Annotated in this window: 26 protein-coding genes; 21 read left to right on the top strand and 5 right to left on the bottom strand. The window is 63.5% G+C overall.

Annotated features, from left to right (window positions below; all coding sequences use genetic code 11):
- Positions 1-333: 333 nt before the first annotated feature.
- Together ACFTSA_RS16340 and ACFTSA_RS16335 are read right to left on the bottom strand one after the other, a co-directional pair.
- A complete protein-coding gene (locus ACFTSA_RS16340; protein WP_377952604.1) occupies positions 334-1596 on the bottom strand; it encodes a nitrate/nitrite transporter in 1263 nt (420 codons plus the stop codon).
- A gap of 142 nt (positions 1597-1738) precedes the next feature.
- Positions 1739-3334 carry an IclR family transcriptional regulator C-terminal domain-containing protein gene (locus ACFTSA_RS16335; RefSeq protein WP_377952602.1) on the bottom strand — a complete coding sequence of 532 codons (1596 nt, stop codon included), beginning with the start codon at positions 3332-3334 and terminating at the stop codon, positions 1739-1741.
- Positions 3335-3499: 165 nt separating this feature from the next.
- Here ACFTSA_RS16335 and ACFTSA_RS16330 point away from each other — a divergent pair, with 165 nt between their 5' ends.
- The 5 genes from ACFTSA_RS16330 to ACFTSA_RS16310 all read left to right on the top strand — a co-directional run bounded on the left by ACFTSA_RS16330 (position 3500) and on the right by ACFTSA_RS16310 (position 8112).
- Positions 3500-4783 carry a Rieske 2Fe-2S domain-containing protein gene (locus tag ACFTSA_RS16330; RefSeq protein WP_377952601.1) on the top strand — a complete coding sequence of 428 codons (1284 nt, stop codon included), beginning with the start codon at positions 3500-3502 and terminating at the stop codon, positions 4781-4783.
- Between the two features lie 24 nt (positions 4784-4807).
- Positions 4808-5977: a zinc-binding dehydrogenase gene (locus ACFTSA_RS16325; RefSeq protein ID WP_377952599.1), complete on the top strand. Its 1170-nt coding sequence runs from the start codon at positions 4808-4810 to the stop codon at positions 5975-5977.
- A gap of 29 nt (positions 5978-6006) precedes the next feature.
- Positions 6007-6534 (top strand): hypothetical protein, encoded by a 528-nt coding sequence (locus ACFTSA_RS16320; protein WP_377952597.1) that lies wholly within the window; start codon positions 6007-6009, stop codon positions 6532-6534.
- Positions 6524-7501 carry a PDR/VanB family oxidoreductase gene (locus tag ACFTSA_RS16315; RefSeq protein WP_377952596.1) on the top strand — a complete coding sequence of 326 codons (978 nt, stop codon included), beginning with the start codon at positions 6524-6526 and terminating at the stop codon, positions 7499-7501. The genes ACFTSA_RS16320 and ACFTSA_RS16315 overlap by 11 nt, the downstream gene beginning before the upstream one ends.
- Positions 7502-7974: 473 nt before the next feature.
- On the top strand, positions 7975-8112 hold the full coding sequence (locus ACFTSA_RS16310; protein WP_377952595.1) for a hypothetical protein: 138 nt from the start codon (positions 7975-7977) through the stop codon (positions 8110-8112).
- A 306-nt stretch (positions 8113-8418) separates the two neighbouring features.
- Here ACFTSA_RS16310 and ACFTSA_RS16305 read toward each other — a convergent pair whose 3' ends face one another.
- Positions 8419-9033, bottom strand: coding sequence for a cysteine hydrolase family protein (locus ACFTSA_RS16305; RefSeq protein ID WP_377952594.1), 615 nt, complete (start codon positions 9031-9033; stop codon positions 8419-8421).
- A gap of 188 nt (positions 9034-9221) precedes the next feature.
- On the opposite strand from ACFTSA_RS16305, the gene ACFTSA_RS16300 reads away from it, so the two are divergent.
- The 4 genes from ACFTSA_RS16300 (at position 9222) to ACFTSA_RS16285 (ending at position 12746) form a co-directional block, all read left to right on the top strand.
- Positions 9222-10247 (top strand): ABC transporter substrate-binding protein, encoded by a 1026-nt coding sequence (locus ACFTSA_RS16300; protein ID WP_377952593.1) that lies wholly within the window; start codon positions 9222-9224, stop codon positions 10245-10247.
- A 108-nt stretch (positions 10248-10355) separates the two neighbouring features.
- Positions 10356-11144, top strand: coding sequence for an ABC transporter permease (locus tag ACFTSA_RS16295; protein WP_377952592.1), 789 nt, complete (start codon positions 10356-10358; stop codon positions 11142-11144).
- A gap of 16 nt (positions 11145-11160) precedes the next feature.
- Positions 11161-11955, top strand: a complete 795-nt coding sequence (locus ACFTSA_RS16290) for an ABC transporter ATP-binding protein (RefSeq protein WP_377952591.1) — start codon at positions 11161-11163, stop codon at positions 11953-11955.
- A gap of 8 nt (positions 11956-11963) precedes the next feature.
- Complete coding sequence (locus ACFTSA_RS16285; protein WP_377952590.1) at positions 11964-12746, top strand: ABC transporter permease; 783 nt, start codon at positions 11964-11966, stop codon at positions 12744-12746.
- On the opposite strand, the gene ACFTSA_RS16280 is transcribed toward ACFTSA_RS16285, so the two are convergent.
- Positions 12743-12934 carry a hypothetical protein gene (locus tag ACFTSA_RS16280; protein WP_377952588.1) on the bottom strand — a complete coding sequence of 64 codons (192 nt, stop codon included), beginning with the start codon at positions 12932-12934 and terminating at the stop codon, positions 12743-12745. The two genes, ACFTSA_RS16285 and ACFTSA_RS16280, sit on opposite strands and share 4 nt — an antisense overlap.
- 6 nt (positions 12935-12940) lie before the next feature.
- Here ACFTSA_RS16280 and ACFTSA_RS16275 point away from each other — a divergent pair, with 6 nt between their 5' ends.
- From ACFTSA_RS16275 to ACFTSA_RS16235, 9 genes are all read left to right on the top strand, one after another.
- Positions 12941-14200 carry an MFS transporter gene (locus ACFTSA_RS16275; RefSeq protein ID WP_377952587.1) on the top strand — a complete coding sequence of 420 codons (1260 nt, stop codon included), beginning with the start codon at positions 12941-12943 and terminating at the stop codon, positions 14198-14200.
- Positions 14201-14360: 160 nt separating this feature from the next.
- On the top strand, positions 14361-15371 hold the full coding sequence (locus ACFTSA_RS16270) for an ABC transporter substrate-binding protein (protein ID WP_377952585.1): 1011 nt from the start codon (positions 14361-14363) through the stop codon (positions 15369-15371).
- A 51-nt stretch (positions 15372-15422) separates the two neighbouring features.
- Entirely contained in the window at positions 15423-16499 is a 1077-nt protein-coding gene (locus ACFTSA_RS16265; protein ID WP_377952584.1) for a carbon-nitrogen hydrolase family protein, read from the top strand.
- 156 nt (positions 16500-16655) lie between these two features.
- The gene (locus ACFTSA_RS16260; RefSeq protein WP_377952583.1) at positions 16656-16979 is read left to right on the top strand and encodes a 2Fe-2S iron-sulfur cluster-binding protein; all 324 of its coding nucleotides are present in this window, start codon (positions 16656-16658) and stop codon (positions 16977-16979) included.
- A 95-nt stretch (positions 16980-17074) separates the two neighbouring features.
- Positions 17075-18355, top strand: coding sequence for a Rieske 2Fe-2S domain-containing protein (locus ACFTSA_RS16255; RefSeq protein WP_377952582.1), 1281 nt, complete (start codon positions 17075-17077; stop codon positions 18353-18355).
- Positions 18356-18358: 3 nt separating this feature from the next.
- Positions 18359-18880: a hypothetical protein gene (locus ACFTSA_RS16250; protein WP_377952581.1), complete on the top strand. Its 522-nt coding sequence runs from the start codon at positions 18359-18361 to the stop codon at positions 18878-18880.
- The gene (locus ACFTSA_RS16245; protein WP_377952580.1) at positions 18877-19683 is read left to right on the top strand and encodes a 3-methyl-2-oxobutanoate hydroxymethyltransferase; all 807 of its coding nucleotides are present in this window, start codon (positions 18877-18879) and stop codon (positions 19681-19683) included. Before ACFTSA_RS16250 ends, ACFTSA_RS16245 begins: the two co-directional genes overlap by 4 nt.
- A gap of 12 nt (positions 19684-19695) precedes the next feature.
- Positions 19696-20544: an alpha/beta fold hydrolase gene (locus ACFTSA_RS16240; protein ID WP_377952579.1), complete on the top strand. Its 849-nt coding sequence runs from the start codon at positions 19696-19698 to the stop codon at positions 20542-20544.
- On the top strand, positions 20544-21212 hold the full coding sequence (locus tag ACFTSA_RS16235) for a 2,3-bisphosphoglycerate-dependent phosphoglycerate mutase (RefSeq protein WP_377952578.1): 669 nt from the start codon (positions 20544-20546) through the stop codon (positions 21210-21212). The genes ACFTSA_RS16240 and ACFTSA_RS16235 overlap by 1 nt, the downstream gene beginning before the upstream one ends.
- On the opposite strand, the gene ACFTSA_RS16230 is transcribed toward ACFTSA_RS16235, so the two are convergent.
- Positions 21209-22156 carry a hypothetical protein gene (locus tag ACFTSA_RS16230; protein WP_377952577.1) on the bottom strand — a complete coding sequence of 316 codons (948 nt, stop codon included), beginning with the start codon at positions 22154-22156 and terminating at the stop codon, positions 21209-21211. The two genes, ACFTSA_RS16235 and ACFTSA_RS16230, sit on opposite strands and share 4 nt — an antisense overlap.
- A gap of 98 nt (positions 22157-22254) precedes the next feature.
- Here ACFTSA_RS16230 and ACFTSA_RS16225 point away from each other — a divergent pair, with 98 nt between their 5' ends.
- From ACFTSA_RS16225 to ACFTSA_RS16215, 3 genes are read left to right on the top strand one after another with little or no spacing between them, the layout of a single operon-like run.
- Complete coding sequence (locus tag ACFTSA_RS16225) at positions 22255-23403, top strand: zinc-binding dehydrogenase (RefSeq protein ID WP_377952576.1); 1149 nt, start codon at positions 22255-22257, stop codon at positions 23401-23403.
- A complete protein-coding gene (locus tag ACFTSA_RS16220) occupies positions 23403-24110 on the top strand; it encodes a 4-carboxy-4-hydroxy-2-oxoadipate aldolase/oxaloacetate decarboxylase (protein WP_377952575.1) in 708 nt (235 codons plus the stop codon). Before ACFTSA_RS16225 ends, ACFTSA_RS16220 begins: the two co-directional genes overlap by 1 nt.
- Positions 24107-25102 carry an amidohydrolase family protein gene (locus ACFTSA_RS16215; RefSeq protein ID WP_377952574.1) on the top strand — a complete coding sequence of 332 codons (996 nt, stop codon included), beginning with the start codon at positions 24107-24109 and terminating at the stop codon, positions 25100-25102. The genes ACFTSA_RS16220 and ACFTSA_RS16215 overlap by 4 nt, the downstream gene beginning before the upstream one ends.
- Positions 25103-25191 lie beyond the last annotated feature (89 nt).

Raw genomic sequence — 25191 nt, 5'->3', positions numbered from 1 at the left:
CTTTTGGCGTGACATCGCGACCGTTTATAGCTGGCATGCACGGGTATTCATGGACCGGGTGTCGGCGGAACAAATCGCTTCGCCTGCCCAAGCTGCTTCGCCCGTGAACCCCACAGACCACGCTCGAATTGTCCCGCCCCCCGCCCAAAAAAGCTGGCAGCTCAACCGCAATTTCCCCAAGCACACCGGCCCTTAAGGCCGCCACTCGCTGTGCGGTACTGGCATCTATTCCAACAGCTGGGCCAGCAGGTGGCTGACCGCCCGGACCGCAAAGCCGACGGCCCACCCCTGTCCCGGGTGGACGAGGGATGGGCCGCAGGGTGCTACAGGACGCTAGGCTTTTTCCGGGTCCGTCACAGCGATTTCAACGTCGTCGGGGCGTTCATTGACGAAGTACATGATGATCATGCCGAGGAAGGGTCCGGCAGCGAGCGTGATCAGGGCGGCCATGAAGGAATTGTCGGTTGCAGCGAAGACGGCGCCCACCGCCAACGGGACCAGGACACTTCCGATCTGCCACATGGCATTGGTTATGCCTGCGGCGCCGCCGAGAACGCGGCTGCTCACGAGCCGGGGCACGAGGGCCACGATGAGCGGGAGGTAGCAGTAGGCCCCGAGTCCGAGCAGCGGAGCGGCGATGAAGAAGGCCACGGCGTTGTCCAGCATGCCGAAGACAACGAGCATGACGGCGAAGCAGCCGAGGACGACCATCGCAGGAACCCTGCGGGCGCCGTTGAACTTATCGGCGATCCAGCCGATGAGAGGCTTGCCGAGAACGCCGAGGGCTGCATAGATAGCCACGATGCCGCCGGCGACCGTCGGGTCAATGCCGTGCCCCTTAATCATGAGGGCGTTGGACCAGGTGATGAATCCATAGGTCCCCCAGAAGCCGCCGAATCCTGCCAGCGCCAGGAGAAGAAGGTTCTTGTTGCGTCCCAGTTCGATAAGGACGGACCGGCCCTCCGCGCGGTTGGCCCTCTTGGCTACGACCGGGCCAGGCCTCAGCACGAGGTAGCAGGCGATGCCGGCCACGATGGAAACGCCACCGAAAAGCAGATAGGAGGCATGCCAGGAATAGTGCTCGATGAGGTAGGGCACGGCGGTGTTCGCCACCACGACCCCCAGCGAAGTTGCCGACGTGTAGATCCCCATTGCCTTGCCGAGTTCCTCGGGATGGAACCAGCTGGATATCAATTTGATGCCGGCGGCATATTCGGCTCCGGCGAAGAGGCCGATGACCGCCTGGATGGCCATACCGATCCAGGCGGACGTCGTGGACCCAAAGAGCATCATGGACGCCCCGGCGCCTATGAGGGAAACCGAAATAAGCAGGCGCCCGCCAACCCTGTCGGTGAGGAAGCCGGTGCCCGCGTTCGAGACGACGTAGCCGATGTAGTAGAAGGTGGCGAAAAGCCCAAGGCTTGCCAGGGGCACGCCGAGGTCTTCTCCAATGAAGATGGATGCCGGACCCCACGTCGAACGGTCAACGGAAGTCATGGTGAAGGCCAGCCAGCAAAGGACTAGGACCAGCCAGCGGTAGGGGCGCCTGGATGAATCGAGATCAGTGGAGACGCGGGCACGGTCAAGGGCAGTCATATTTATCCCATTCTGAGGAGGCGTCGTTGCCGCGGGACGTCGCGAAAACAAGAATTTGCGTGTGATGAATATAACCATCCCTCGCACCGGATATCAACCTTTTTTGTCCGCATAGTGTCTTTTTGCGCGTAAGACGGACGGTCTAGATGTTCAACCCATCCCTCAAATCCATCATGAACTCATCGGCGGCGTCGCGTAAGGCCGGCAGGAAATTCTCGGACATGTCCCGGTCAGCGGTAGTGGCTTCGTGGACTGAGGCGCTCATGGCCGCCACAACCTCACCGCGCCGGTTCCGAAGGGGGACCGCAACGGCGCGTATTCCGGCCTCGAGCAGTTGGTCAACGTAGCTCCAGCCCTGCTCTCGAACCGCCGCCAGCGTGACCCCGAGGTCTGCCAGGCCATTGGCGGCCCTGTCCCTGCCCGCCGAACGCTTGACGTCTTTGAGGGCGGCGGCGGGCAGAAGGGACAGGAGAACCTGGCCCATCGCCGTGCGCTCTGCTGGAACCCGCGTGCCCGGGCGAATGTTCACTATCAAGGGACTCGGCGCACTGGCCCTGGCTACGTAGCGCAGGTCCATGCCATCCAGAACGCCGATGGAAACCGAGGCTCCGAGCTTTCGCGCCAATGCTTCGAGACGGGGTCTGGCCACGTCTGCGAGCGAAAGCCGGGACAGCAGGGAGTACCCCAACTCCAGGACCAGGGGAGTCGGGGCGTAACTGCGCCCCTGCTGTTCAAGGTAGCCAAGTGAGGCCAGGGTCAGGACGAAGCGACGCGCCGCCGAGCGCGGGAGCCGGCACCGCTCGGATATCTGTGCCAAATTCATGGCCGGGTGGCCCTCATCGAAGGCGGTGAGAATGCACAACCCTCGTTCTACCGATTGGATTACATCTGATGGACGCACCTTGGGGCGAGTGGGGGTGGCACGTGCCATCACGGACCTGACGGGAGCTGGTCCGGAAGCCGGCCAGAGGGCGGCAGCAGTCCGCAGCGCGGCGGACTGGAGCAAGGGAACGAAGTCGTTCTCGAGTACCTGGGTGTCCACGCGCGTGGCGTGAGCGGCAATGTTCAGGGCGGCGACGATCCGGCCCTCCGGGTCATGCAGGGGAACGGCCACTGACCGGATTCCCGGCGTCAGCTCCTGATCGGCCACGGTCCACCCACGCCCGCGGGCTTCCTCGATCCGCTCCCGCACGTAGTCCGGCTCGAAACCAGGCCCGGAGTCAATCGACGAAAGGTAGTCCTCGAGTTCATCGGGAGCCAGATCGCCCAGCAGAACACGGCCGGTGGCCGTACGGTGTGCGGCGACGCTGGTGCCGACGGTGATGTTTGCGGTAACGATCCTGTCGGCGGCCACCCGGGCGGCGTAGTAGACGCGACGCTTGTGGAGCACGGTCAGGGAAGCCGTTTCCCCAACCGCCCGGACGAGCTCGTCCAGATGGGGGTGGGCTGCGTCCGGCAGCGGACTGCTGCGAAGGTAGGCGTCGCCGATCTCGAGCACCCCGGGGGTCAGCGTGTACCCCTCAGCCGACTGGCCCGTGTAACCCAGGTACTCCAAGGTCAGGGCGAACCTGCGCGCCGCAGTGCGGGTAATACCCACAAGCGATGCCACGTCTGCGACGGAGAGCGCCTCTTCCCGCGCACTGAATGCCCGGAGGACCGACAGGCCCCGTTCCAGAGAGTCCACATAATCCGGGTCTGTGGTCGCCAGCTCTCCGGCGGCCGGCATTGATGCATTCACACTGTCGAATCTAGACCATCTCCCGTCCGGCGGGTGGAGGCGCCGCCGCTGCGCATCGCTTGACGGACGAACGAGACCCATGCAACACTTCACTGACCGAATAACGCGCTGATGCGCGCATATCGGATATTTCAGAGATTTCGACTTACATCGGAAGGCCCCACAGTGCTCACCTCAGATCAGAATGTCTTGCTGACCCAGACCGGCCCGGAAACGCCCATGGGGCGTCTGTTCCGGCGGTATTGGTTCCCTGCTCTCCTCGCCGAGGAACTTCCCGAGGCAGACTGCCCCCCGGTGCGCGTCCAGCTCCTGGGAGAGAAGCTCATAGCCTTCCGAGACACGTCCGGCCGGCTGGGCCTGTTGGACGAGTTCTGCGCACACCGGACCGCTTCCCTGTACTTCGGACGCAACGAGGAAAACGGTCTCCGGTGCGCCTACCACGGGTGGAAGTACGACGTGGAGGGCAACCTGACGGACATGCCGTCCGAACCGGAAGACTCCAAGTTCAAGTGCCGGATCAAACAGAAGTCGTATCCCCTCGTGGAACGGGGAGGCGTGCTCTGGGCATACATGGGTCCCGGGGAGCAGATGCCGGACCTTCCGGAACTCGAATGGGCCCTGCTCGGTGATGGGCAGCGTTTCATTTCCAAGCGCCTCCAGGAAACCAACTACCTCCAGGCCATGGAGGGTGGCATCGACTCCAGCCACGTTTCCTTCGCCCACCGTTTCAACCTTGACGATGACCCGATGCACTCCGGAACGGCCGGCAATGAGTACATCAAGGCTGACACCCGCCCGAAGTTCGAGGTCGCCGAAAGTGACGGCGGCCTGCTGATCGGAGCCCGGCGCAACGCGAACGAGGAAGAGTTCTACTGGCGCATCACGCAGTGGATCATGCCCTTCTACACGATCATTCCCCCCTTCGGCACCCACAACCCCATGGGCGGCCACGCCTGGGTCCCGATCGACGACACCACGTGCTGGGCCTGGTCGTGGAACTACCACCCGACCCGCGACCTGCGCGAGGACGAACTGGAGCAGATGCGCAATGGCGACGGCATCCACGCCAAATACATCCCCGGAACCTATCGGACCCTCGCCAACAAGGACAATGACTACCTCATGGACCGCGAGGCCCAGAAGCAGAACAAAACCTTCTCAGGCATCGAGGGCATCGCCGCGCAGGATTTCTCCCTGCAGGAAAGCATGGGCGACATCGCGGACCGCACCAAGGAGCGGCTGGGCACCTCCGACGCCGCCATCATCCTGGCGCGGCGCCGTCTGCTCGCAGCGCTGGACACCATGGAGGACGGGGCCCTCCCGGGCATCGACACCACGGACCAGCGCGTGCGCTCGACCTCGATGCTGCTCCCGAAAGACGTCCCGTTCCACGAGGGTGCCCACCTGGCCATCCAGGTGGTCCCCGGAACCGACTTCGTTTCCATCTAGACCTGAACCCGCTAGGAGTTCCGCATGAAAGACCACGGTTCCATGGTTGGGTCTCCGGAACCGGCCGCGACGCTGGAAACGCCCCTTCCCGATGCTGTCAGGGCCGCTGTCTCGCTGCCTGATTCGACCACCACGGTCCAAGCGATTGACCCGAGACTGGCGACAGGCGCCGCGGGTTGGCTGAAGGTGGAGTCCTCCGCTCTGTGCGGGACCGATCTGGACCTGTACCAGCAGGGCCTTCGCCATCCCACAGTGATGGGCCACCACGTGGTTGGTGAAATCGTCTCCCTCACGCCTGTCATGCAGTGGTCGTGGGACGTCGAGGTCGGCGACAGGGTGGCACTGGAGGAATACCTCCCCTGCGGGCGGGCCACCTGTGAGGCCTGCTCAAAGCCCGACATCTACCGTTTCTGCCCGGACGCGGATCTGTGGGGCGGACAGCGCCGGGTAGGAATGCTGGGACTTCACGAGGGCTCCGGTCTCCATGGCGGCAACGCGGAATACATGGAGCTATCAACCCGGACCGTCCTGCACAAGCTGCCCCGGGACCTGGACTCGAACCTCGCCGCATGGACCCAACCCTTCGCTAACGCGGTTGATTGGGTTATTAACATCGGTGGCGCCACGAGTGGCTCGCGGGTGGCCATCATCGGACCGGGCTACCACGGCATCGCCGCCGTAGCGGCCGCCAAGGCAACCGGCGCACACGAGATCGTCGTGCTCGGACGCAACTCGCGCACCAGCCGCGACCGCCTGGAGATCGCAGAGGCCATGGGCGCCTCCATCGTCGTCAACGATGACGCCTCATCAACTTCCGCAGCCTTGGGCCGGCACGGCAAGGCCACCGGATTCGACGTCATCGTCGATACCGTCGGCCTAGGTGGACCAGCCCTCCAAACCACAGAACACCTCCGGAAACTGGGACGTCTGGTCCTGGCCGGACTCGGGGACACCCCCGTCGCAGAAGTAAACCTGAAGACCCTGGTACGGGGGGCGTCCGGTGTGGTCGGCGTACGCGGCCGTTCGCCGCAGGCCCTCACCAGGAGCATCGAACTCCTTGCCGCCGGAGACATCGGCTTGGAACACGTGCCCAGCATTCAGGTCGGGCTCGACGGCGTCGACGAACTCTTCCGCACCCTTCTGGACCGGTCAGGGCCCAGCAGTCCGCACGTCGTCGTTCGACCTTGTCCCTGAACAGCGACAACCCAAGCTAAGGAAAACCCATGACACATCTAACGTCGCGCGCCTACTATAAGGCCCGCATCCTGCTCGTCCCCCTCGGGCTGTCCGGCGCTGCACTCGTCTCGTCAATGTCCGACGCCGGCCTGCGGGAAGTCCTGGTCGCCGCCCCCGCAAGCCACCCGGACGGCGTACTCCTGCGCGGGATCGACGAACCCGAGGCCCAACCCACCACCGAAACCGTCAGCGACCTCGCGGCCAGCACGGACATGATGGTGTTCCTCGGATCCCGGCTCGAAGAGATTCCCGACGGTTTCGTTGAGGCCATGGCCACTGCAGGACGGAACCAAGGGACGCTCCTCGCCGGCGTCCTGGTCGGCCTCGGCGGCTGGAATTCCGAACCCGGCTCGACCTCCATGCGGGTACTCCGCCGCGAACTCGACATGCTCGTGACCGTGCGAAAAACAGACCTCGCGCGCGATTTCATCGAGGTCCTCAAAGGCGGAACCAGGGAAGCCATCCCCGGCAAACTCTTCCAACACCCCACCACCGGAGCTAGCCATGTCCACTGACACCTTTGACCTCGTTGTGATGGGCATGCGCCAGGAATCCACAGGTGTCATGTCCCTCGAACTGGCCCCTCCCGACGGCAGCACACTGCCCGAATGGCAGCCCGGCGCCCACGTGGACGTCGTCCTCCCCTCGGGCTTGGTGCGGCAGTACAGCCTGTGCTCGGACCCCCGGAACCTCCGGAAGTACCGCCTCGCAGTCCTTCGCGAGACCGATGGGCGCGGAGGGTCCGAGGAACTCCACTCCGGGGCCCGGCTCGGCACTATACTGACAGCCCGCGGACCACGAAATCATTTCAAAATCGAGGAGGGTGCGGCCCACTACCTCCTGGTCGCAGGGGGGATCGGCATCACGCCCATCCTGGCCATGGCACGGGAACTCATGGCTGCAGGCAAGAGCACGCGCCTCGTCTACTGCGGATCCAGCCGCCAATCAATGGCGTTCATCGACGAGCTCCAAGACATCATGGGCGATTCCCTCGCGCTCTACCCTCGGGACGAGCGCGGCCGTGCCGACCTGCTCACCGAAATCAAGAACGCTCCCGCCGGAACAGCCGTGTACGCGTGCGGACCGGAACGGCTCCTTGCGGACCTTCAGGACATCACCGCAGCCACACTCGGTGCAGACGCCTTCCACGCGGAACTGTTTGCTGCCGCCACACCATCCGCCCGCACGGAGGCCGCAGCGGAAACGGAGGCGGACGCACCATTTGAAATTGAGCTGCGCCAATCCGGCTGTACGCTGACCGTTCCACCGGAAAAGTCCATCCTGGACGTCGTGCTCGAGGTAAACCCCTCCTTCATGTCCTCCTGCGAGGAAGGATTCTGCGGTACCTGCGAAACCAAGGTCCTGGAGGGTGAAGTCGAACACCGCGACACCATCCTCTCCGAAAAGGAACGCGCGAAGAACGACACCATGTTCATCTGCGTCAGCCGCTCCAAGTGCCCCAAACTGGTCCTTGACGCCTAGAGCGCGTCTCGTCATCGGCACTGCAGGACGAGCACGGGCAGGCCGCAGCGGGCCGCGCCATAGGTTGCCGATACCGCCCCATCACGGGAAACGGCCGCAAGACTACCGCCGCGTCCTGTCCCTTCACGCGACAAGTAGTCCCCGCACAGGCCATTGACGCACTGCACTCACAAGCGGGACGGCCGCGGAGCAGAACGCAACGCAGCCTACGGCGGTACGCCGCTGCCACATTAACAAAATCGCAACAGGAAAGGCATCGCCATGGCCCACTATGGAGAGTGGAATGATTTGGTCGGCCGCCAAGTGCAAATCCAGCGAGACGGGCGGACCATCCGGACCGGTCGGGTCGAGGCCATGACGCCGGCCGCCGACGCGGTCTGGATCGCAGCCCACGGAGCCGAACTTCGGGCCCCTGTACGAAAAGGCTCAGGGCCACACCTTCCTGCCGGTCTTAGAACACGAGGGGGCAGACCATGAATGCCAGGGCTGACACAGTCATCGAAGTGACGGTCCATGACGGGGCAAGCATGGATCACTGCCTGGACGCCGCCATCGATTACATGATGGATGTCACCCTGCCGCGCTCACGGCATCTTGGTAAACCCGTCTGACGGACGGACACTTCACCGTCAGGTGCCTATTCTGAAGCCAGTATCGTGCCGCTCCTCGTGTTGCTCGTCTTCGTCCAGCTCGGCCTCGGCCAACCCAGCAAGCCCCGTTGCGGGGCGCCCGGGACCATACAGGCACCCCGCAACGGTTCTGTCCTCCGAGCGGTCCTGCCGGCGGAAGCCGCCAGGCCAGTGGTCGCAGCAACCCTGGGCGCACCGTGCGACGCGACCCGCCTCCCGCGTCAGGCCGGCCCGCTCGAACTCACTCACTTCTGGGGGAAAGTTCGCGCCGGTCGCGCATTGATATGGTCAATCGCATTCGGCGGAGACCCGGAGGCCCTCGATAACGTGTTTGCTCTGCGTAACCGCACCGAAGCCGCTCGCGACCGCTCTGACAGCGTTGTTGTGGGCTATTTCCGAGTAGTCTGCACAGCAGTCGTCGACGAGAGTGACCAGGAAGTCGAGACAAGTTGCATCCCGCAGCGACGTTTCTACGCAAATGCTCGTTGCTGTCCCGCAGAAGAACAAGGATGTGCGGTTAAGAGATCGTAAGAGCTCTTCCAGCCCCGTGTTCGTGAAGGCGCTGTAGCGTGCTTTGGAAAGCACGTGGTCCCGTGGCTGCGGGACTAGTGTGAAGAACTCTGCCCCCCACGTTCCGGGCAAACAGGACTGTGAATCGCGGGACTTTAAGTGACGGGCACGCCACTCATCCGTATCAGTTTCGGGATCATGCAGGTTTTGCATGAAGACGACAGGCACTCCGAGCTCCCTGGCGTCCCGTGTGAATTCTTCAATACGACCAACGATGGATTGCACTCGCCCGACGTCCCGTCCACGTAGCCCTTGGTAGCCGCGGCTGTGGCAAAAGTCGTTCTGAATGTCGATGACGACGATTGCCGCCTTCATGGGATCAAGCCGTTTCACGTAATGTCCTTCAAATTGGAAGAATGGTTTGACCATACTATTGACATGCCTTCGTGATGTAAATTACTGTCCCTTTCAACGGGCGGCGAAACTTCGCCGCTGCCTGAACAGCGTGGTTCGCCTGCTCCAACCCTCGGTTGCAATGCGTCGAACCCATTTCGCAGCTGTCTGAACTAAGAGGAGCTTTGATGTTTGCTTGGATACCGGCCAGGAAAAAGTACCGCCCCGCGCGTCTCCCCGCATTGGCCTCAATGGCGGCAGTGACGGCCTTGGCGCTGACCGCCTGCGGCGGCGGCGCCAGCAGCGCACCGAACTCCGACGGCGGGCCTGTTCAGCTTCGGGTCATTGAGTCGAACAAGCAGGATCCGACCGAGCTCGGCGCGGAAGCCGGCAACTACACCAATATTTGGTCGAAATGCTCCCCAGAGGTGAAGGTCAACCTAACTGCCGGCGAGAAGGTGGCTGAGGCGTTGGCAGCCAAGAGCGCTGACATCGGAATTACATCCCCCAACCGCGTCATCGGTGCCGTGTCCCAGGGACTTAAGGGAAAGATCATAGGATCATCGATGCCGGTTTGGGATCAGTACGTGGTTGTTAGGAAGGACAGTGGAGCCAAGTCGTTTAGCGATCTGAAAGGCTCCACCTTTGCCATTAGCAGCTTCGGGTCTGCGGGGGATTACGCCACTCAGAAGATCGCTCGTGAGGAGGGCTGGGGCCCCGACGACTTCAAGACCGTCACAATGGGCAGCCTTGATGGGATCATGGCTGGGCTCAAGAGCGGCACAGCGGACGCCTTCCTGTGGAGCGCCCAGGCGGCTTTTGGTCTGGAACTTGAAGGATCGGCGAGGGTTCTCGGCAGTGTGAAGGATCTTGTGGGACCCAACGCCATGACAGTGGTTTTCGCCAGCGACGAGATCATCCAGAAGAACCCAGCGGCCGTTAAGGCCTTCGCGGAGTGCTACTACAAGGCCACCGAGGCAATCATGGACGACTCTGGCCTGGCCACGAAGATGCTGGTCGAAAGCTGGGGAATGAAGCCGGCACTTGCGTCGAAGATCATCGAAAAAGAGATTCCCCTGAGCTCGCGGGATGGCGAGTTGAGCCCCGACCAGTTGGAAGGACTCCTCGAAGCCACGCAGTTTACGATCAAATCCGCCAAGTCGCTCACCATGGACGACGTCAAGGGCATGTACAAGCATTGGAAGAGCCTGTGATGACGGCTCGCCAGGGCACCGGGAGCTGAACCGATGCAAACTAATCTGTCAGCACCACCTCGCACACAACCACGACTGTCCGCCCCGAAGCTGTTGCGGAACTCCAACGTGAAGGTCCAAGCACGCTTCGGCAGGGTGGCCGTCATTGCCGCCGTGATCGTCGCCTGGGAACTCCTGACCCGGTTCGGCCTGATCGACATTGACTTCGTATCCACTCCGCTGGCCGTCGCCGGTGCCTTCGTAGAGATGCTGGGCACCCGCGAAGTCATGACGGCGTTGGGCAGAACGGGTGGAAACATCCTCATGGCCTTCGTCATCGGCACCGCCGTGGGCATCGTCGTCGGAACCGTCATAGGTCTGTCCAAGACCCTCTGGCAGGCCTACTCGGCCCCGCTGCTGTTCCTAATGTCGACGCCGAAGTCCATCTTCCTGCCGATCTTCATTCTCCTGTGTGGCATCGGCTCCACGTCCGCCGTCGTTTTTGGAGCGTTCGAAGCGGCAGTATTCGTCACCATCAATGTGGCCGCCGGCATGGCGCTCGTCGAAGAGCGCCACATGAAAGTGGCGCGCGCCTTCAAGGCGTCCTGGGGCCAGACCCTCCTCAACGTCGTGCTCCCCTCTGCCCTGCCGGGTATCTTCACGGCGCTGTGGTTCGGCATCCGCCACGCTTTCATCGGGGTCCTGATCGCAGAACTGTGGGCTTCCTCGGACGGAGTGGGTGGATTGATCCGGGTCTACGCCGAACAGCTCCACACGGACAAGACCCTTGCCTTGATGCTGGCAGTCACCATCCTCGCAGTCGTTGCGGGGACCATCTGGAATCACTTAGAAACACGGCTGACCAAGTGGCGGCAGACTTCCGCCGCCGGGGCCGCTACAACCACCGCGACAAGTTAGGTAAACAGCAATGCGAATGTCCATCAATGATGTTTCAGTCACGTTCACGCGTGCCGGAACGACGGTCAAAGCACTCGAAGATATTAACTTGTCGCTGCACGAGGGAGAATTCGTTGCCCTTCTTGGTCCGAGCGGCTGCGGCAAGTCCACGCTGCTGACCTGCATGGGAGGGCTCATGACTCCCACCAAGGGCCAGATCCTGGTGGGCGACTTCGTAGTGAAGGAACCGGATCCCCGCAGGGCCGCGTTCGTCTTCCAGGACTACTCCCTGCTGCCGTGGAAGAACATCCTGGACAACGTCGGCGTCGGACTGCGGTTCGCGGGAGTCGGCAAGCAGGAACGCCGCGAGCGCAGCCAGGAACTGCTGGACATGATGGGCCTGTCCCAGTGGGGCGAATCCCACCCGGGCCAGTTGTCCGGTGGCATGCAGCAGCGCGTGGCGGTGGCCAGGGCCCTGGCGATGAACCCGTCGATCCTGCTCATGGATGAGCCCTTCGGTGCCTTGGACGAGCAGACCCGCCGTTCGCTTGGCGAAAGCATCTCCACGGTCCTGACGGAGAACAAGCAGACCGTGGTCCTTGTGACCCACAGCCTCGACGAGGCCATCTACTGGGCCGACCGCGTGATCGTCATGTCCGCACGTCCCGGCAAGGTCATGGCCGAAGTCAAGATCGAGCAGATGCGCCCGCGCCCGCTCGACTTCATTGCCACGGAGGAGTTCGCGCAGCTGCGTTCGCAGCTCTTCCTGATGCTGAACGAAGCCATGGGCAACAGCCCCCACGCCAACCCCTTGGAAAAGCAGAGAGCATAGGGAAATCAATGAAGCAGCACAAAAATTCCCCGCTGGTATGGCCCCTGCGGATTCTGGGGCTTGGTGCTCTGTTTGGCATTTGGGCGTACGGAAACGGTCCCGGCGGGATCTCCCCCCTGGTTCTGCCCACCATCCCCAGGGTCATGGAAGCACTCGGAGAAGCGCTTGCGCAGCCGGCGACCTACGAGGCCGCGTTCATCACGTTCGGTGAGATCCTGGCCGCCTTCGTCATCGCGTCGGTGTTCGGCCTCGCAGCAGGTTTCTGGGCAGCGAGGACACCGGTCCGGACGCAGGTCTTCCAGTCGATTTTCGTCTGGGGCTACCTCGCTCCGCTGATCCTCTTCTACCCCCTCTTCATCCTGTCCTTCGGCACGGGAGTCGGGTCCAAGATCGGCTACGGGGCGGTCAGTGCGTTCTTCCCGATCGCCTACAACTCGCTGCGGGCCTTCGCCACGGTGAAGCCCACCATGCTGACGGTGGCCAGGGCGTTCGGGGCCAGCTCGTTCCAGACCGACTTCCTTATTAAGCTGCCGAGTGCGTTGCCGCTGATCAGTTCCGGCGTCCGCATTGGTGCCGGCGCGTCAATGATTACCGTCATTTTCGCCGAGATGCTCGCCTCCACCGCGGGGCTTGGCTATCAGCTGGCCTTGAACAGCCAGACCTTCGCCGCACCCCAGGCGTTCACCATGATCATCCTGCTCATGGCCCTGGTGGGCATACTGCAGGGACTGGTTAACCTCTTGCTGACGCCCAAGTCCGAACGGGGCACGTCCCTCAACGCCGCCCACTAAGCAAAGCGCACCATGACCGAAACCCAAGTCCAGCCCACCCAACGCACGACGGCGGGGGCAGCAGCCAGATGGATCATCCTCTTCTCCGTCACCACAGGCACCTTCATGGCCAATGTGGATGCCACAGCCGTAGTGGTGGCATTGCCGATGATGGCAAGGAATTCGGGGTCGATATCGACTCCCTCCAATGGGTGTTGTCCGCCTACTTGCTGACCATCACGGCGGTGGTTCCGTTCCTTGGCAAGTTGTCGGACGCCATTGGCGGAAAGAGGATCCTCAGCATCGGCCTGCTGACCTTCGTCGTTGCGTCGCTCGCGGTGGCCCTGGCACCGGCCCTTCCGGTCATGATTGCGTTCCGCCCGCTCCAAGGGATTGGAGCGGGCATGTTCATGGCCACCATCACGCCTTTGGCCCTGGCGACCTTTCCGGTGGGCCAAAGGGGCCGGATCCTGGGGATCATCGGCAGCATGGTGGCCGCAGGGACGTTGCTGGGGCCGGCCTTGGGCGGCGTCCTGACGGGAGCGTTCGGGTGGCGCTCGATCTTCCTGATCAATGTCCCGGTGGGCCTGATCGGTGCAATCGGCGTCATGGCCTTGGTCCCCAAGGACTCGAAGAAGGGGACCAAGGCACCCCGGCTGGACGTCCCCGGCTTCACGTTGTTCATCATGTTCACGTCAAGCCTGCTGCTCGGCCTGGGCTTCGCACCCCGCCTCGGGTGGTCGCATGAGGTGGTCATTGGACTGTTGGGAACGGCGGTTGCGGCTTTCGCGCTTTTTGTCCTGCGCGAGCTCAAGACCGCCGTTCCCCTCATCAACCTCCGCCACTTCCGCAGGCGCGTCTATGGCTGGGGAACACTGGCCGCGTTCCTTTCCTACGTACTCCTGCTGTTTCCCGCTTTCCTGTTTCCCCTGTACATGCACGAGGTCTTGGGGTGGTCCATCGGCCTGACCGGCTTGATGATGACATGCCAGGCCCTTGCCATGCTTTTGGTCTCACCCCTTTCCGGCTGGTGGAGCGACCGCGTGGGTTCCCGGCGTCCTGCCCTGGTGGCTTTGTCCGTCATGATTGCCACGTTTGTTGGCGCCTCGTTCCTGACAGAGTCTTCGCCGCCCTGGTTGGTTGCCGCCTTGCTGGCACTCATCGGCGCGAGCGTCGGACTCTTCAGCTCGCCGAACAGCTCGGCCGTGATGGGTGACCTGGGGCAGGACCAGGCCGGAGTAGCCAACGGCACCATTGCGACCCTTCGGAACCTGGGGAGGGCCATCGGCGTGACGCTCACCGTGTTGCTCTACCAGTTGTTCGCCGGCTCGCCCGCAACCACCGGGATTTCGGCCGACCACTTCCTGGCCGGTTTCCAAGGCGTGCTGCTGGTCGGCGCCGAACTTGCCGCTGTCGCCTTCCTTGCAGTGGTGCTGATGTACGGCAGGCACGGGCGCATGCGCAAAGACACATAAGCCATTAGTTAGACCATTAGTATTGACAGCCCATAAAACCAAACCATAAGCTGCGACAACCGCTGTGGGATGCATCACTGCCGGCACCTGTCCCCCAAGCAGGTGCCGCTTGCCGAAACGCGGATAGGACTCGCTCCAAACAACGACGCAGAGGAGTTACATGCTTATGGGAAATTTCGCGCGCCCCGCCATCACGAGGAGCCTCCGGACAGTCGCCGCGGGTGCAGCATTCATGCTGCTTCTTAGCGGCTGCGGTGGTTCCGCGGGTGCCGACGACGCCGGCACCAACGAGATCCGCGTCATCCAGTCGAACAAGCACGATCCCACGGAACTCGGCGCGGAAGCCGGCGACTTCCTCGATATCTGGCCTAGCTGCGATCCACAGATGAAAGTCAGCGTCACCTCGGGTGAAAAGACGGCCGAGGCTGTAGCGGCGGGCAGCGCGGACATCGGAATCACGTCCCCCAACCGCGTCATCGGCGCCATTTCCCAAGGGCTGGACGCGTCCATCATCGGCGCTTCAATGTCGGTGTTCGATGAATACCTCGTCGTCAGGCCGGACAGCACCGCCAAATCCTTTGCCGATCTGAAGGGCAAGACCTTCGCGATCAGCAGCTTCGGCTCGGCTGGTGACTACGCCACCCAAAAGCTCGCCCAGCAAGCCGGGTGGAGTGACACCGACTTCAAGAAAGTGACCATGGGCAGCCTGGACGGCATCCAGGCCGGGCTGAAAAGCGGAACCGTGGACGCCTTCCTCTGGGGCGGACATGCCGCCTTCGGGCTCGAGCAGGCCGGCAGCGCCAAAGTCTTGGAAAACGTGCGCGAACTCATCGGGCCAAACGCCATGACGGTGGTGTTCGCGAGCAACAAGATCATCAAAGAGCGTCCCGAAGACGTCAAGGCCTTTGCCGAGTGCTACTACAAAGCTTCCGGCCGGATCATGGATGACGAAAGCCTGGCCACGAAGATGATGGTGGACGAGTGGGGCATGGACCCCAAGCTGGCCGCGCGGATCATCAAAGAGGAGATCCCCATGAGCTCCCGGGACGGGAAGCTCACCGAGGACCAGCTGAAAGGGATCCTCGAAGCCACCCACTTCACCATCAAGTCGGCCGCTTCCCTGACCCTGGATGACGTCAAGAAGATCTACAAGCCCTGGCAGGAGTTGTGACGGACGCCCGGTTTAAACGAACCCCTGTTCAAACGCGCGAAAGGACAAGCATTGGCTGAATTCTTCGGCTCCATAAGCGTAGCGGCAGTCCAGGCCGCCCCCGTATTCCTCGACCTGGAAAGGAGCACCGCGAAGGCCTGCGACCTCATCCGGGAGACCGGTTCGAACGGGGCGAAATTCATCGTCTTTCCCGAAGGGTTCCTGCCCGGCCACCCTACGTGGTTCCACTTCCAACCGGTCAGCAGTCCCATCTCCAACGAATTGAACCTGAGGCTGTTCAAGAACGCCATCAGGGTCCCGGGTCCGGAGGTTGACACAATTGCCGAGGCGGCCAGGGACGCTGGAGCATACGTGGTGATGGGAGTGTGCGAGCGCGCCGCGAATGCGCCCGGCTCCCTCTTCAACTCCCAGCTCTTCTTCGGCCCCGACGGGCAGTTGTTGGGCAAGCACCAAAAGCTCCAGCCCACGGCCGGCGAGCGCATTGTGCACTGGGGAGGCTGGGGAGACACTCTGGGGACGTTCGATACCGAGTACGGACCGGCCAGCGCGCTGGTTTGCGGCGAGAACTCCAACCCCCTGGAAATCTTTGCCCTGACCGCGGCCGGGACGCGGCTGCACGGAATGAGTTGGCCCCCGCATTTCCGTTCCGCTCCGGACGGCACGTCCCTCATGCCGCAGACTTCCCTGTTGGCGGCGCAGAACTTCGCGTTGATGTCCAAGGCCTTCGTCATCAGCGCTTGCGGAGTTGCCCACCCCGGCTACGCCGAAGACCTGGGGCTGACGGAAGAAGCGGCGGAAAGGATCGCGTCAGGTGCCGGGCAGGGAGGATCGGTGATCGTCGGCCCGGACACGCGGGTGCTTGCCGGGCCCCTCGACGGCAAGACCGAGGGCATCCTCTATGCCGAGCTGGACTTCAACCAGTGGGCCCGGCAGAAGATCGCGCAGGACTTCGCAGGGCATTACAACCGCAACGACATCTTCCAGCTGAGGATCAACCGCAAACCTCCAACGGATTACATCAGCGCAGACGACCCGGCGGCAGCCGGGCTTTCGACGGAACGGTGGGCGCCGCCGTCGGACGACTACCCAAGCAGCGATGCCCTCGTAGCCGAGCTCATCAATCCCTAGCCAAGCCGAAAAGAACCGCCAGGGCCCGACTCCGCGTCGGGCCCTGGCTGTGTTGTGAGCGGCGTGTTTCAGAACCCCGGAAATTACCTGCGCCACATCATTGACACCGCGAACCTGCCAACGGCATTATGGTTAGACCATTAGTAGGAGGATCCAATGGTCAAGATTTCTTATGTCAGCGCCGAGGGCGCAATCGATGTTGTGGACGCCGGAACCGGCGACTCGGTGATGTCAGCGGCGCTCCGCAACGGGGTTCCGGGCATCATCGGCGAGTGTGGCGGGAACAACTCCTGCGCCACCTGCCATGTGTGGGTCCGCGAGGAGTTCCGGGACGCCGTCGGCGCTCCGGGGGATATAGAAGCGGATCTCATAGACATGGGCGTCTCTGAGCCGCGGGACTGCAGCCGCCTCGGATGCCAGATCGTGCTTGAAGAGAAGCTCGACGGCCTGGTCGTCGACCTTCCCCCCACCCAGCCCTAATTTCCCGTCCGGCGATGGCGCAGCCAGGACCCGGACACCAGTAAGCAAGTTCTCAACTCCGCTCAGGACGAGCTCAGGACGAAAGGATCCTTCGCATGTTGCGTACGGACATCAACGAATTGTTGGCTCAGACAGGTCCGGGTACTCCCATGGGTGACCTCTTCCGCCGTTACTGGCAGCCGGTGCTGCTGGCCGAGGAACTCCCCGAAAACGACTGCCCCCCGGTTCGCGTCAAGGTGCTGTCTGAGCGCCTCATCGCCTTCCGCGACTCCGAAGGCCGCTACGGCCTGATGGACGAATTCTGCGCACACCGCGGCGTCTCGCTGTGGTTCGGCCGCAATGAAGAAAACGGCCTCCGCTGCCCCTACCACGGCTGGAAGTATGACGTCACCGGCCAGGCCGTGGAAGTCCCCAGCGAGCCGGCCACGAGCAACTTCTGCGCCAACGTAAAGCTCAAGTCCTACCCGATGGTCAAGCGCGGGGACGTGCTGTTCGCCTACCTCGGCGACCCCGCCGCCCAGCCGCCGCTGCCTGAGTGGGAAGCGTACACCGTTCCGGAGGGCCAGGTCTTCACCTCCAAGCGGCTCCAGGAGTGCAACTGGCTGCAGGCCCTTGAGGGCGGCATCGACTCAAGCCACGTCACCTTCCTGCATGGCGGCAACCTCGAAAGCGACCCGCTGTTCAAGGGATCCAAGGGCAACGAGTACAACAAGGGCGATTTGAAGCCATTCTTCGAAGTGGTGGACTACGAAGGCGGCCTGCTGATCGGCGCCCGCCGCAACGCCGAGGAAGGCAAGTACTACTGGCGCGTGACGCCGTGGGTACTGCCGAACTTCACCATGGTCCCGCCGCGTGGAGACCACCCCGTCCACGGCCACTTCTGGGTCCCCATCGACGACGAGAACTGCTGGGCGTACAGCTTCGACTACCACCCCACCCGCAAGCTCACGGAAGCCGAAGTCGCTGCCATGCGCGCCGGCAAGGGCGTCCATAGCGCCAACGACGCCTCCTACCGTCCCCTGGCGAACAAGGACAACGACTACCTGATGGACCGCGAGTCCCAGAAGCGCGGCGAGAACTACTCCGGCATCGAGGGAATCGCCCTCCAGGACTCCTCGCTCCAGGAGTCCATGGGCCCGCTCGTCGACAGGACGAAGGAACGCCTGGTGGCCACCGACGCCGGCATCATCAAGGCCCGGCAAAAGCTCTACAAGGCCGTCAAGGCGCTGCAGGACGGCGTGGAACCCACCGGCAACAGACCCAGTGACCAGAAGGTCCGTTCGGTAGCGATCGTGCTCCCCGCCGACCAGGCCTTCGTCGAGGGCATCGGCGAAGCCATGATTGCCGAACCCGCCAAGCCGCACACCTCGGTCTGAGCCATGTCCGATCACGATCACGATCACGAACACTCAAGCGCTCCGCGTTCGGTGCCTGCCGGCCCCAGCTCCTGCGCCAGGGCGGCAACCACCAAGGAAGCGGCATTCCGGATCGACTACCCGTTGTCGGCCGCACGGAACACCCGTGTTGTCGCCTTCGACCACGAAGCCGAGCGCATCATCCGTTCCGCTGCCTTGCTTGACTGGGGCCAGGCCCGCTTCTTCTCCGTTGCCGACCCCGGCGGGGTGCTGTCCGAAATCGGCGCCTCGGACGTGTCCTTGGAAGAGGTCATGACCGACACCAACACGGTGATCATGGTCTCCACGTCCGGCGAGAACGGGGCGGCAGTTGCCGCCGTCGGAAACCTCGCGCGTGAGCGCGGCATCATGACGGCGGGCCTGGTTGTCACCCCCGGCGCGCTCACCAGCGACGCGCTCTTCCACCTCCGGCCCCATGCCAGGATCTTGCTGGTCCCGGCGGAGGAAGACGACCTGGTGGAGCTGCTGAGGGCAACGCGCGCATGAGCACCATGACCATTCCCAAGCTCCAGGAGATGAAAAAGGACGGCAAGAAGAGCGCCTGCATTGTCGCCTGGGACTACCAGATGGCGCGGATCGCGGACCGTGCGGGTGCGGACATTGTCTCTGTGGGTGATTCCGTTGGCGTCAACCTGTGGGGGCACTCCCACCCGCTGGAGATCACCATGGAGGAAATCCTGGTGGCGGCGAAGGCGGTGCGCCGCGGCGTCGAGTCCGCACTCCTCAGCTGCGACTTCCCGTTCGGCCCCCTCCAGGAGGGGGCCAAGGAAGCAGTCGGTGCGGCTATCCGCCTGGCGAAGGAGGCCGGCGTCGACATGGTAAAGCTCGACGCCGCCGCGGACTTCCCCGAGGCGGTGGAGGCCGTCACCCGTGCCGGCGTTCCCGTCTTCGCGCAGTTCGGCATCACGCCGCAAACAGCCCTTAAGTACGGTGTCGCGTATTCGCAGGCCGAAGGGGCGGTTGTTCCGGACGAAATGGTGGAACAGTTCGTCGCCGAAGCCAAACGGCTCGAGTCCGCCGGCGCCGTCGCGCTCAACTTCACCAATTCCGGCCCGGTGGTGGGCCCGGCGGTGGTGGAGGCGGTTTCCATCCCCGTGTTGGGCGGTTTCGGCGGCGGTCCGTGGCTGGACGGCCGGATCAGGATGTCGACGGCGGCAATCGGCTACAGCGCCAAGTGGATCGATGCCGAACCCACTACCTACGCCAATGTCGGGCGCATCGCCTATGACGCCCTGACCGAGTGCATCGCAGATGTTCGCGGGGAGAAGCATCTCCGCGGCCAAGGTTAAGAGGAGCACAATATGCCCGTCGTCGATATTGACGGAATCCCCACCCATTACGAGACCGTGGGCGAAGGCCCTCCGCTGCTCATGTTCAGCCCGGGTGGATTCGACTCCACCCTGGAAAACTGGATCACTTTCGGCCGGTACCGGGAGCTCGGTTTCGTTGATGCCTTCAAGAGAAGCTACACGTGCATCGTCTTCGACCGCCGTGAATCAGGGCAGTCCGGCGGTCGCCTGGAGCGCCTCGCGTGGGACCGCTACGTGACCCAGGCGCTGGGACTGATCGACCACCTCGGCTACGACGCCGTGCACACCATGGGTGGTTGCGTGGGGTGCTCCACTGCGGCGGCGTTGGCCATCCGGCACCCGGACCGTGTGCGCAGCATGGTGTTGTTCTCCCCCGCCGGCGGGCCGCAATACCGGATGGCCCAGCACCGCCGCTTCGGCCAACACCTCGCCTTCGCCCTCGAACACGGCATGGGTGCCGTCGTCGAACTCGCCCGATCCAGCACCCTGGGCTTCAGCAAGGACCCGCGCGTGGGTCCTTGGGCGGCGCCACTGCGCGGCAACGACGGGTTCGCGGCGGCCTACGCGGCCATGGACGTGAAGCAGTACGAACTGATGGTCACTGGTTCCGCGCGGGGCCTGTTCGACCGGGACACGGTGCCTGGCGTCGAGGCCGAGGACCTGATGACCCTCCAGGTGCCGGGGCTGGTTGTGCCCGGCCAGGACAGCTCGCATGCACCGTCGGCGGCGCGCTACCTCGAGGAATGCCTGCCGGTCCACGAATACTGGGATGTTCCGGTGGCCGAACAAACCCGGGAAACCGCTCCCGCCCGGATCCTGGCGTTCCTCGAGCAACACTGATGTCCGGCTTGGTGCTGCTGCGCCATGGTGAGAGCACCGCGAATGCCGACGACGTATTCGCCGGGTGGCTCGACGTTCCCCTCACCGCGCACGGACGCGCGGAGGCCCGGCGGGCTGCGGCGCAGCTCGCCGGGCTCAAACCCGACGCAATACACACCTCCGTCCTCAGCCGGGCCGTGGAAACGGCCCGGCTGTTGGTCGAAGAAGCCCGCTGGCCGCTCTCACCGAGCGCGTACTGGCGGCTGAATGAACGTCATTACGGCGTCCTGCAGGGGCTGGCCAAAGCTGACGCGAGGGCGCGCTTTGGCGACGCTGAAGTGCAATCCTGGCGCCGCGGCGTCGACGGCTGTCCTCCGAAGGCGGACGACGCCGCCCTGTCCGCCCAGAGCGCCGATCCCCGGTATGCTGCGCACGCCGAAGCGGCGGCAATCTCCGCCGAAAGCCTGGCGGATGTGGCAGTACGCATGGCGCCGTACTGGCGGCACATCCTCGCTCCGGAACTGCGCAAGGGCCGGACCGTGGTGGTGGCGGGCCACGGAAATGCCTTGCGCGTGCTGATGCATCTGTCCACCGGGATGTCCCTCGAACAAGCCACCAAACGCGAACTGCGCACGGCAGCTCCTGTGGCTGTCCGTGCGCAGTTGGACCCGCGGATGGAGAACGTTTAGCCGGTGAGCCCGCGGACCGGCTCGGCAAACAGTTGGTCCAGTTTCACGCCCTTGGTCAGGATGTGCTGCCGACTTGCCTGTTCAACGAGGTCCTCAAGAACTTCACGGTTGGGTTCCACGCCGTAAGGGAGGGGGTCCTCCCAGCCTGTCGCTTCCAGTACCTGGAGGTGGAGCCGGTCGGCGGAGTCGGGCTCGGCCAGCGCCCCGGCCTTCAGGTCCCCAAGGTACTGCCGCTTGGATTCCGCGAAGGCTTCGAACACGGCGACGGCGGCATCCGGGTGCGCTTCCAGGACGTCGTCGCGGATGACCACCAGGTGGTTGATCGGATAGAGGCCCGTTGTTTGCAGGGCTGCGAGGGCGGCCTGGTCTGCGTCGGGGATGAGCGGGACCAGGTCCGGGGAGTCGGCCTTGACGCCGATCGCGGCGTCAAGTTCGCCGTCGAGCACCATCTGTTCCAGCGTCCTGCCGGACGGCGCGGAAATAACCTTCGACGGCGGCACGTAGCTTTGGACGTGTTCGTCACCTGAGAGGACCCACGTCACCGAGTCCAGGTCAAGGCCGTACTGGTTGGCCATGATGGCGCGGGCCCAGACGCCGGTGGTCACCGTGTACCCGCGGTTCACGCCGACACGCTTGCCGGCAAGCTGTCCGGGGTGGGTGAGGCCCGAGTCGCGGCGGACCACAATCGCGTTGTGGTGGAATCCCCGCACCAGGAAGATCGGGAGCGCGGTGAACTTCACGCCGTGTTCCTTGGCCGTCAGATAAGTCGTCAGCGCCATTTCGCTGACGTCGTAGGCCAGTTCGCGGACCATCCGGCGGAATCCTTGGACGAGGACGGGGATTTCCTGGAACTCCAGCGGGAAGCCTTCGGGGACAATGGTTCCATCCTTGAGTCGGCGGTTGTTTCCTTGGGTCCTGCTGAGGGCGGAAAGCTTCACGGGCATGGTGGCTCCAATTTTCTCTGGCGACGATGAATACATGCATGGTAGATTGGACTAACCATTTTGCCAAGGCCCATAGGCCGTGCTCAAGGGAGCCAATGATGTCTGAAAAGGTGCTGGCGGCGGTCCGGGTTGCTCCGGGAACCACCGAAATGCGCGAGTTTGACCGGCCGAAGATCGACGATGAGTCGGCCCTGTTGAAAATTGAGGTCGCAGGTATCTGCGGCACGGATGTGAAGCTGTATTCCAAGCCGCCAACCACCGCGGCCACCCAGGGTCCTGTGATCATGGGCCATGAAAACGTCGGCGTCATTGTGGAGGCCGGCGAAAAATTCAAGAAGCGCCAGGGACTCGAAGAAGGGGACCGGGTGTTCGTGGAACACTACGTCGCCTGCTTCAGCTGCGAGTGGTGCCGCATCGGCGAGTACCGCCACTGCGAGGCAACCGACTGGCGGACCAACCCGGATGCACGCCGCTTCGGTTACACCTCGGCCGACTTCCCCGGCACGCTGTGGGGCGGTTTTTCGCAGTACATGTACCTGCCGTGGAATGCGGTGCTCCACAAGATCCCGGACACCATCACAGCGGAGGAAGCCGGCTTGGTCATGCCCCTCTCCAACGGCATCGAGTGGGCCCTGCTGACTGCGGGAATCGGCTACAACGACACCGTGCTGATCCAAGGCCCGGGCCAGCAGGGCCTGGCGCAGCTCGTCGCCGCCAAAACAGCCGGCGCTGCCCAGGTGATCGTTTCCGGGACCACGCGGGACAAGGCGCGCTTTGAACTTGCCAAGGAGCTCGGCGCCGACGACGTCATCGACGTCCTCACCGAGGACCCCCGCGAGAAGATCATGGACCTCACCAACGGACGCGGCCTGGACTACGTCCTGGACTGCACGTCCCGCGCCGGCACCGCCCCCGTGTTGCTCGGCGTCGACGTCCTCAAGCGCCGGGAAGGCACACTCCTCATCCAAGGCGAACTGGCCGCCTTCCCCGACTTCCCGGTGAAGAAAATTACCGAGAAAGCGATCACCATCAAGTCCGCCCGGGGCCACTCCTTCAATGCCTGCGAACTCGCCGTCAGCCAGCTCGCTTCACGGCGCTACCCCCTTGAGAAGCTGGCCACGCACCGCTATGGCATCGACCAGGTGGACCACGCCATCCGCGTGCTCGCCGGCGAAACCGATGAGGATGCCATCCATGTGTCGATGATGCCCGAACTGGTGGGCCAGCCCGGTGGAGCGGTGCGCTGATGGCCGGGCTTGTTGTCACCAATCCGCCACGCGCCGAACGGACCGTCGTGGACGCTTTCTCCGACTACGGTGTGGCCACCGTCCACGAGGCCCAGGGGCGCGAAGGCCTGCTGGGCTCGCACATCAGCCCCGTGCAGACGGGAGCCCGGATCGCGGGCAACGCCGTCACTGTCACGGTGACCCCGGGAGACAACACAACCATCGGCGTCGCCGTGGAGCAATGCGGCGAAGGCGATGTGCTGGTGGTTGCGCCCACCGCTCCGTGCGATATGGGCTACTTCGGTGATCTCCTTGCCACCTCGCTCAAGGCGCGCGGCGTGCGCGGGCTGATTATCGAAGCAGGAGTACGGGATGTGGCTGATCTTCAACAGATCGGCTTCCCGGTGTGGTCCAAAGCGGTATCGGCGGAGGGCACCGGCAAGGGAAGCCTGGGTGACGTCAACGTCCCCATCTCTATTGCCGGCCGGATCGTCCATCCCGGTGACGTGGTGGTCGCGGACGATGACGGCGTCGTGGTAGTGCCGCGCCTGAAAGCTCCCCAGGTTCTCGAAGCCTCCCAGGCCCGCGAGGAAAAGGAAGCGAGGGCACGTTCACGCTACCAAACCGGGGAGATCGCCTTGGACGTCAACAACATGCGCCCGCTGCTTGAAAAAGCCGGTATCCGCTACATCTCCTACGAAGACTGGACACAGGAGGCCCAGAAATGATCATCGACGTCCACGGCCACTACACCACTGAACCTGCGCAGCTGTTCGCTTTCCGTAAAGCCCAGCTCAACGGGGAGAAAGCCACGCTTGCGGCCATTAGCAACGACGAGCTTCGCGAAAGCGTGGAACCGAACCAGTTGCGCGTCCTGCGCGAGCGCGGCGGAGACCTCATGGTTCTCTCCCCGCGGGCGTCGGGCATGGAGCACCACGTTCCGCATGCAGCTACGGCCAATGCCTGGGCGCGGGCCTCGAACGACCTCGTGCACCGCGTCAGCGAGTTGCACCCGGAGCACTTCGCCCCCGTGGCTCAGTTGCCCCAGACCCCTGACGGCAACTTCGCCGGAGTTATCGCCGAGCTGCGGCGCACAGTGACCGAACTTGGTTTCGTGGGAGCGAACCTCAACCCGGACCCCTCGGGAACCTGGGCTGGAAAGCCGCTGACGGACGAGTCCTGGTTCGACCTCTACGAGGTGATCCAGGAACTCGACATCCCGGTGATGATCCACGTGTCTACGGCCTGCAACCCGAACTTCCACACCTTGGGCGCCCATTACCTGAACGCGGATACCAGCGTCTTCATGCAGCTGCTGCAATCAGACCTTTTCAACCGTTTTCCGGGGCTGCGCTTCGTGATTCCCCACGGCGGCGGCGCCATTCCCTATCACTGGGGCCGGTACAGGGGCCTGTCCATGCGCAACGGCTGGCAGGACCCGTCCGAGTTGCTGATCAACGTCTATTTCGACACTGCCGTGTACCACCAGCCCGGCATCGACCTGCTGACCCGCGTGGTTCCGGCTCGGAACATCCTGTTCGCTTCCGAGATGCTCGGCGCTGTGCGCGGTGCGGATCCGCAGACCGGCGTGGAGTGGGATGACACCCTGGTCTACGTGAAGAACGCAGGTTTGTCCGAGGAGAACGAACGCCGGATCCTGCGGGAGAACGCGCGCCGGGTCTACCCGGGGCTCGCCTCCCGCGTTCCTGCGGCCTCCTAGGACCGTCAGCAAAAGCGCCCCCCACCTCCGGCGAGGTTGAACTGCTCCCCGGAAGTTGGACTGAGAAATTCAGTTCTGACTTCCGGGGA

This window comes from Arthrobacter sp. NPDC057013 (assembly GCF_042674585.1).
Taxonomy (GTDB): Bacteria; Actinomycetota; Actinomycetes; order Actinomycetales; family Micrococcaceae; genus Arthrobacter.
The sequence above is the reverse complement of the archived record's forward strand: the minus strand, read 5'-3'. Positions and strand labels throughout refer to the sequence as shown.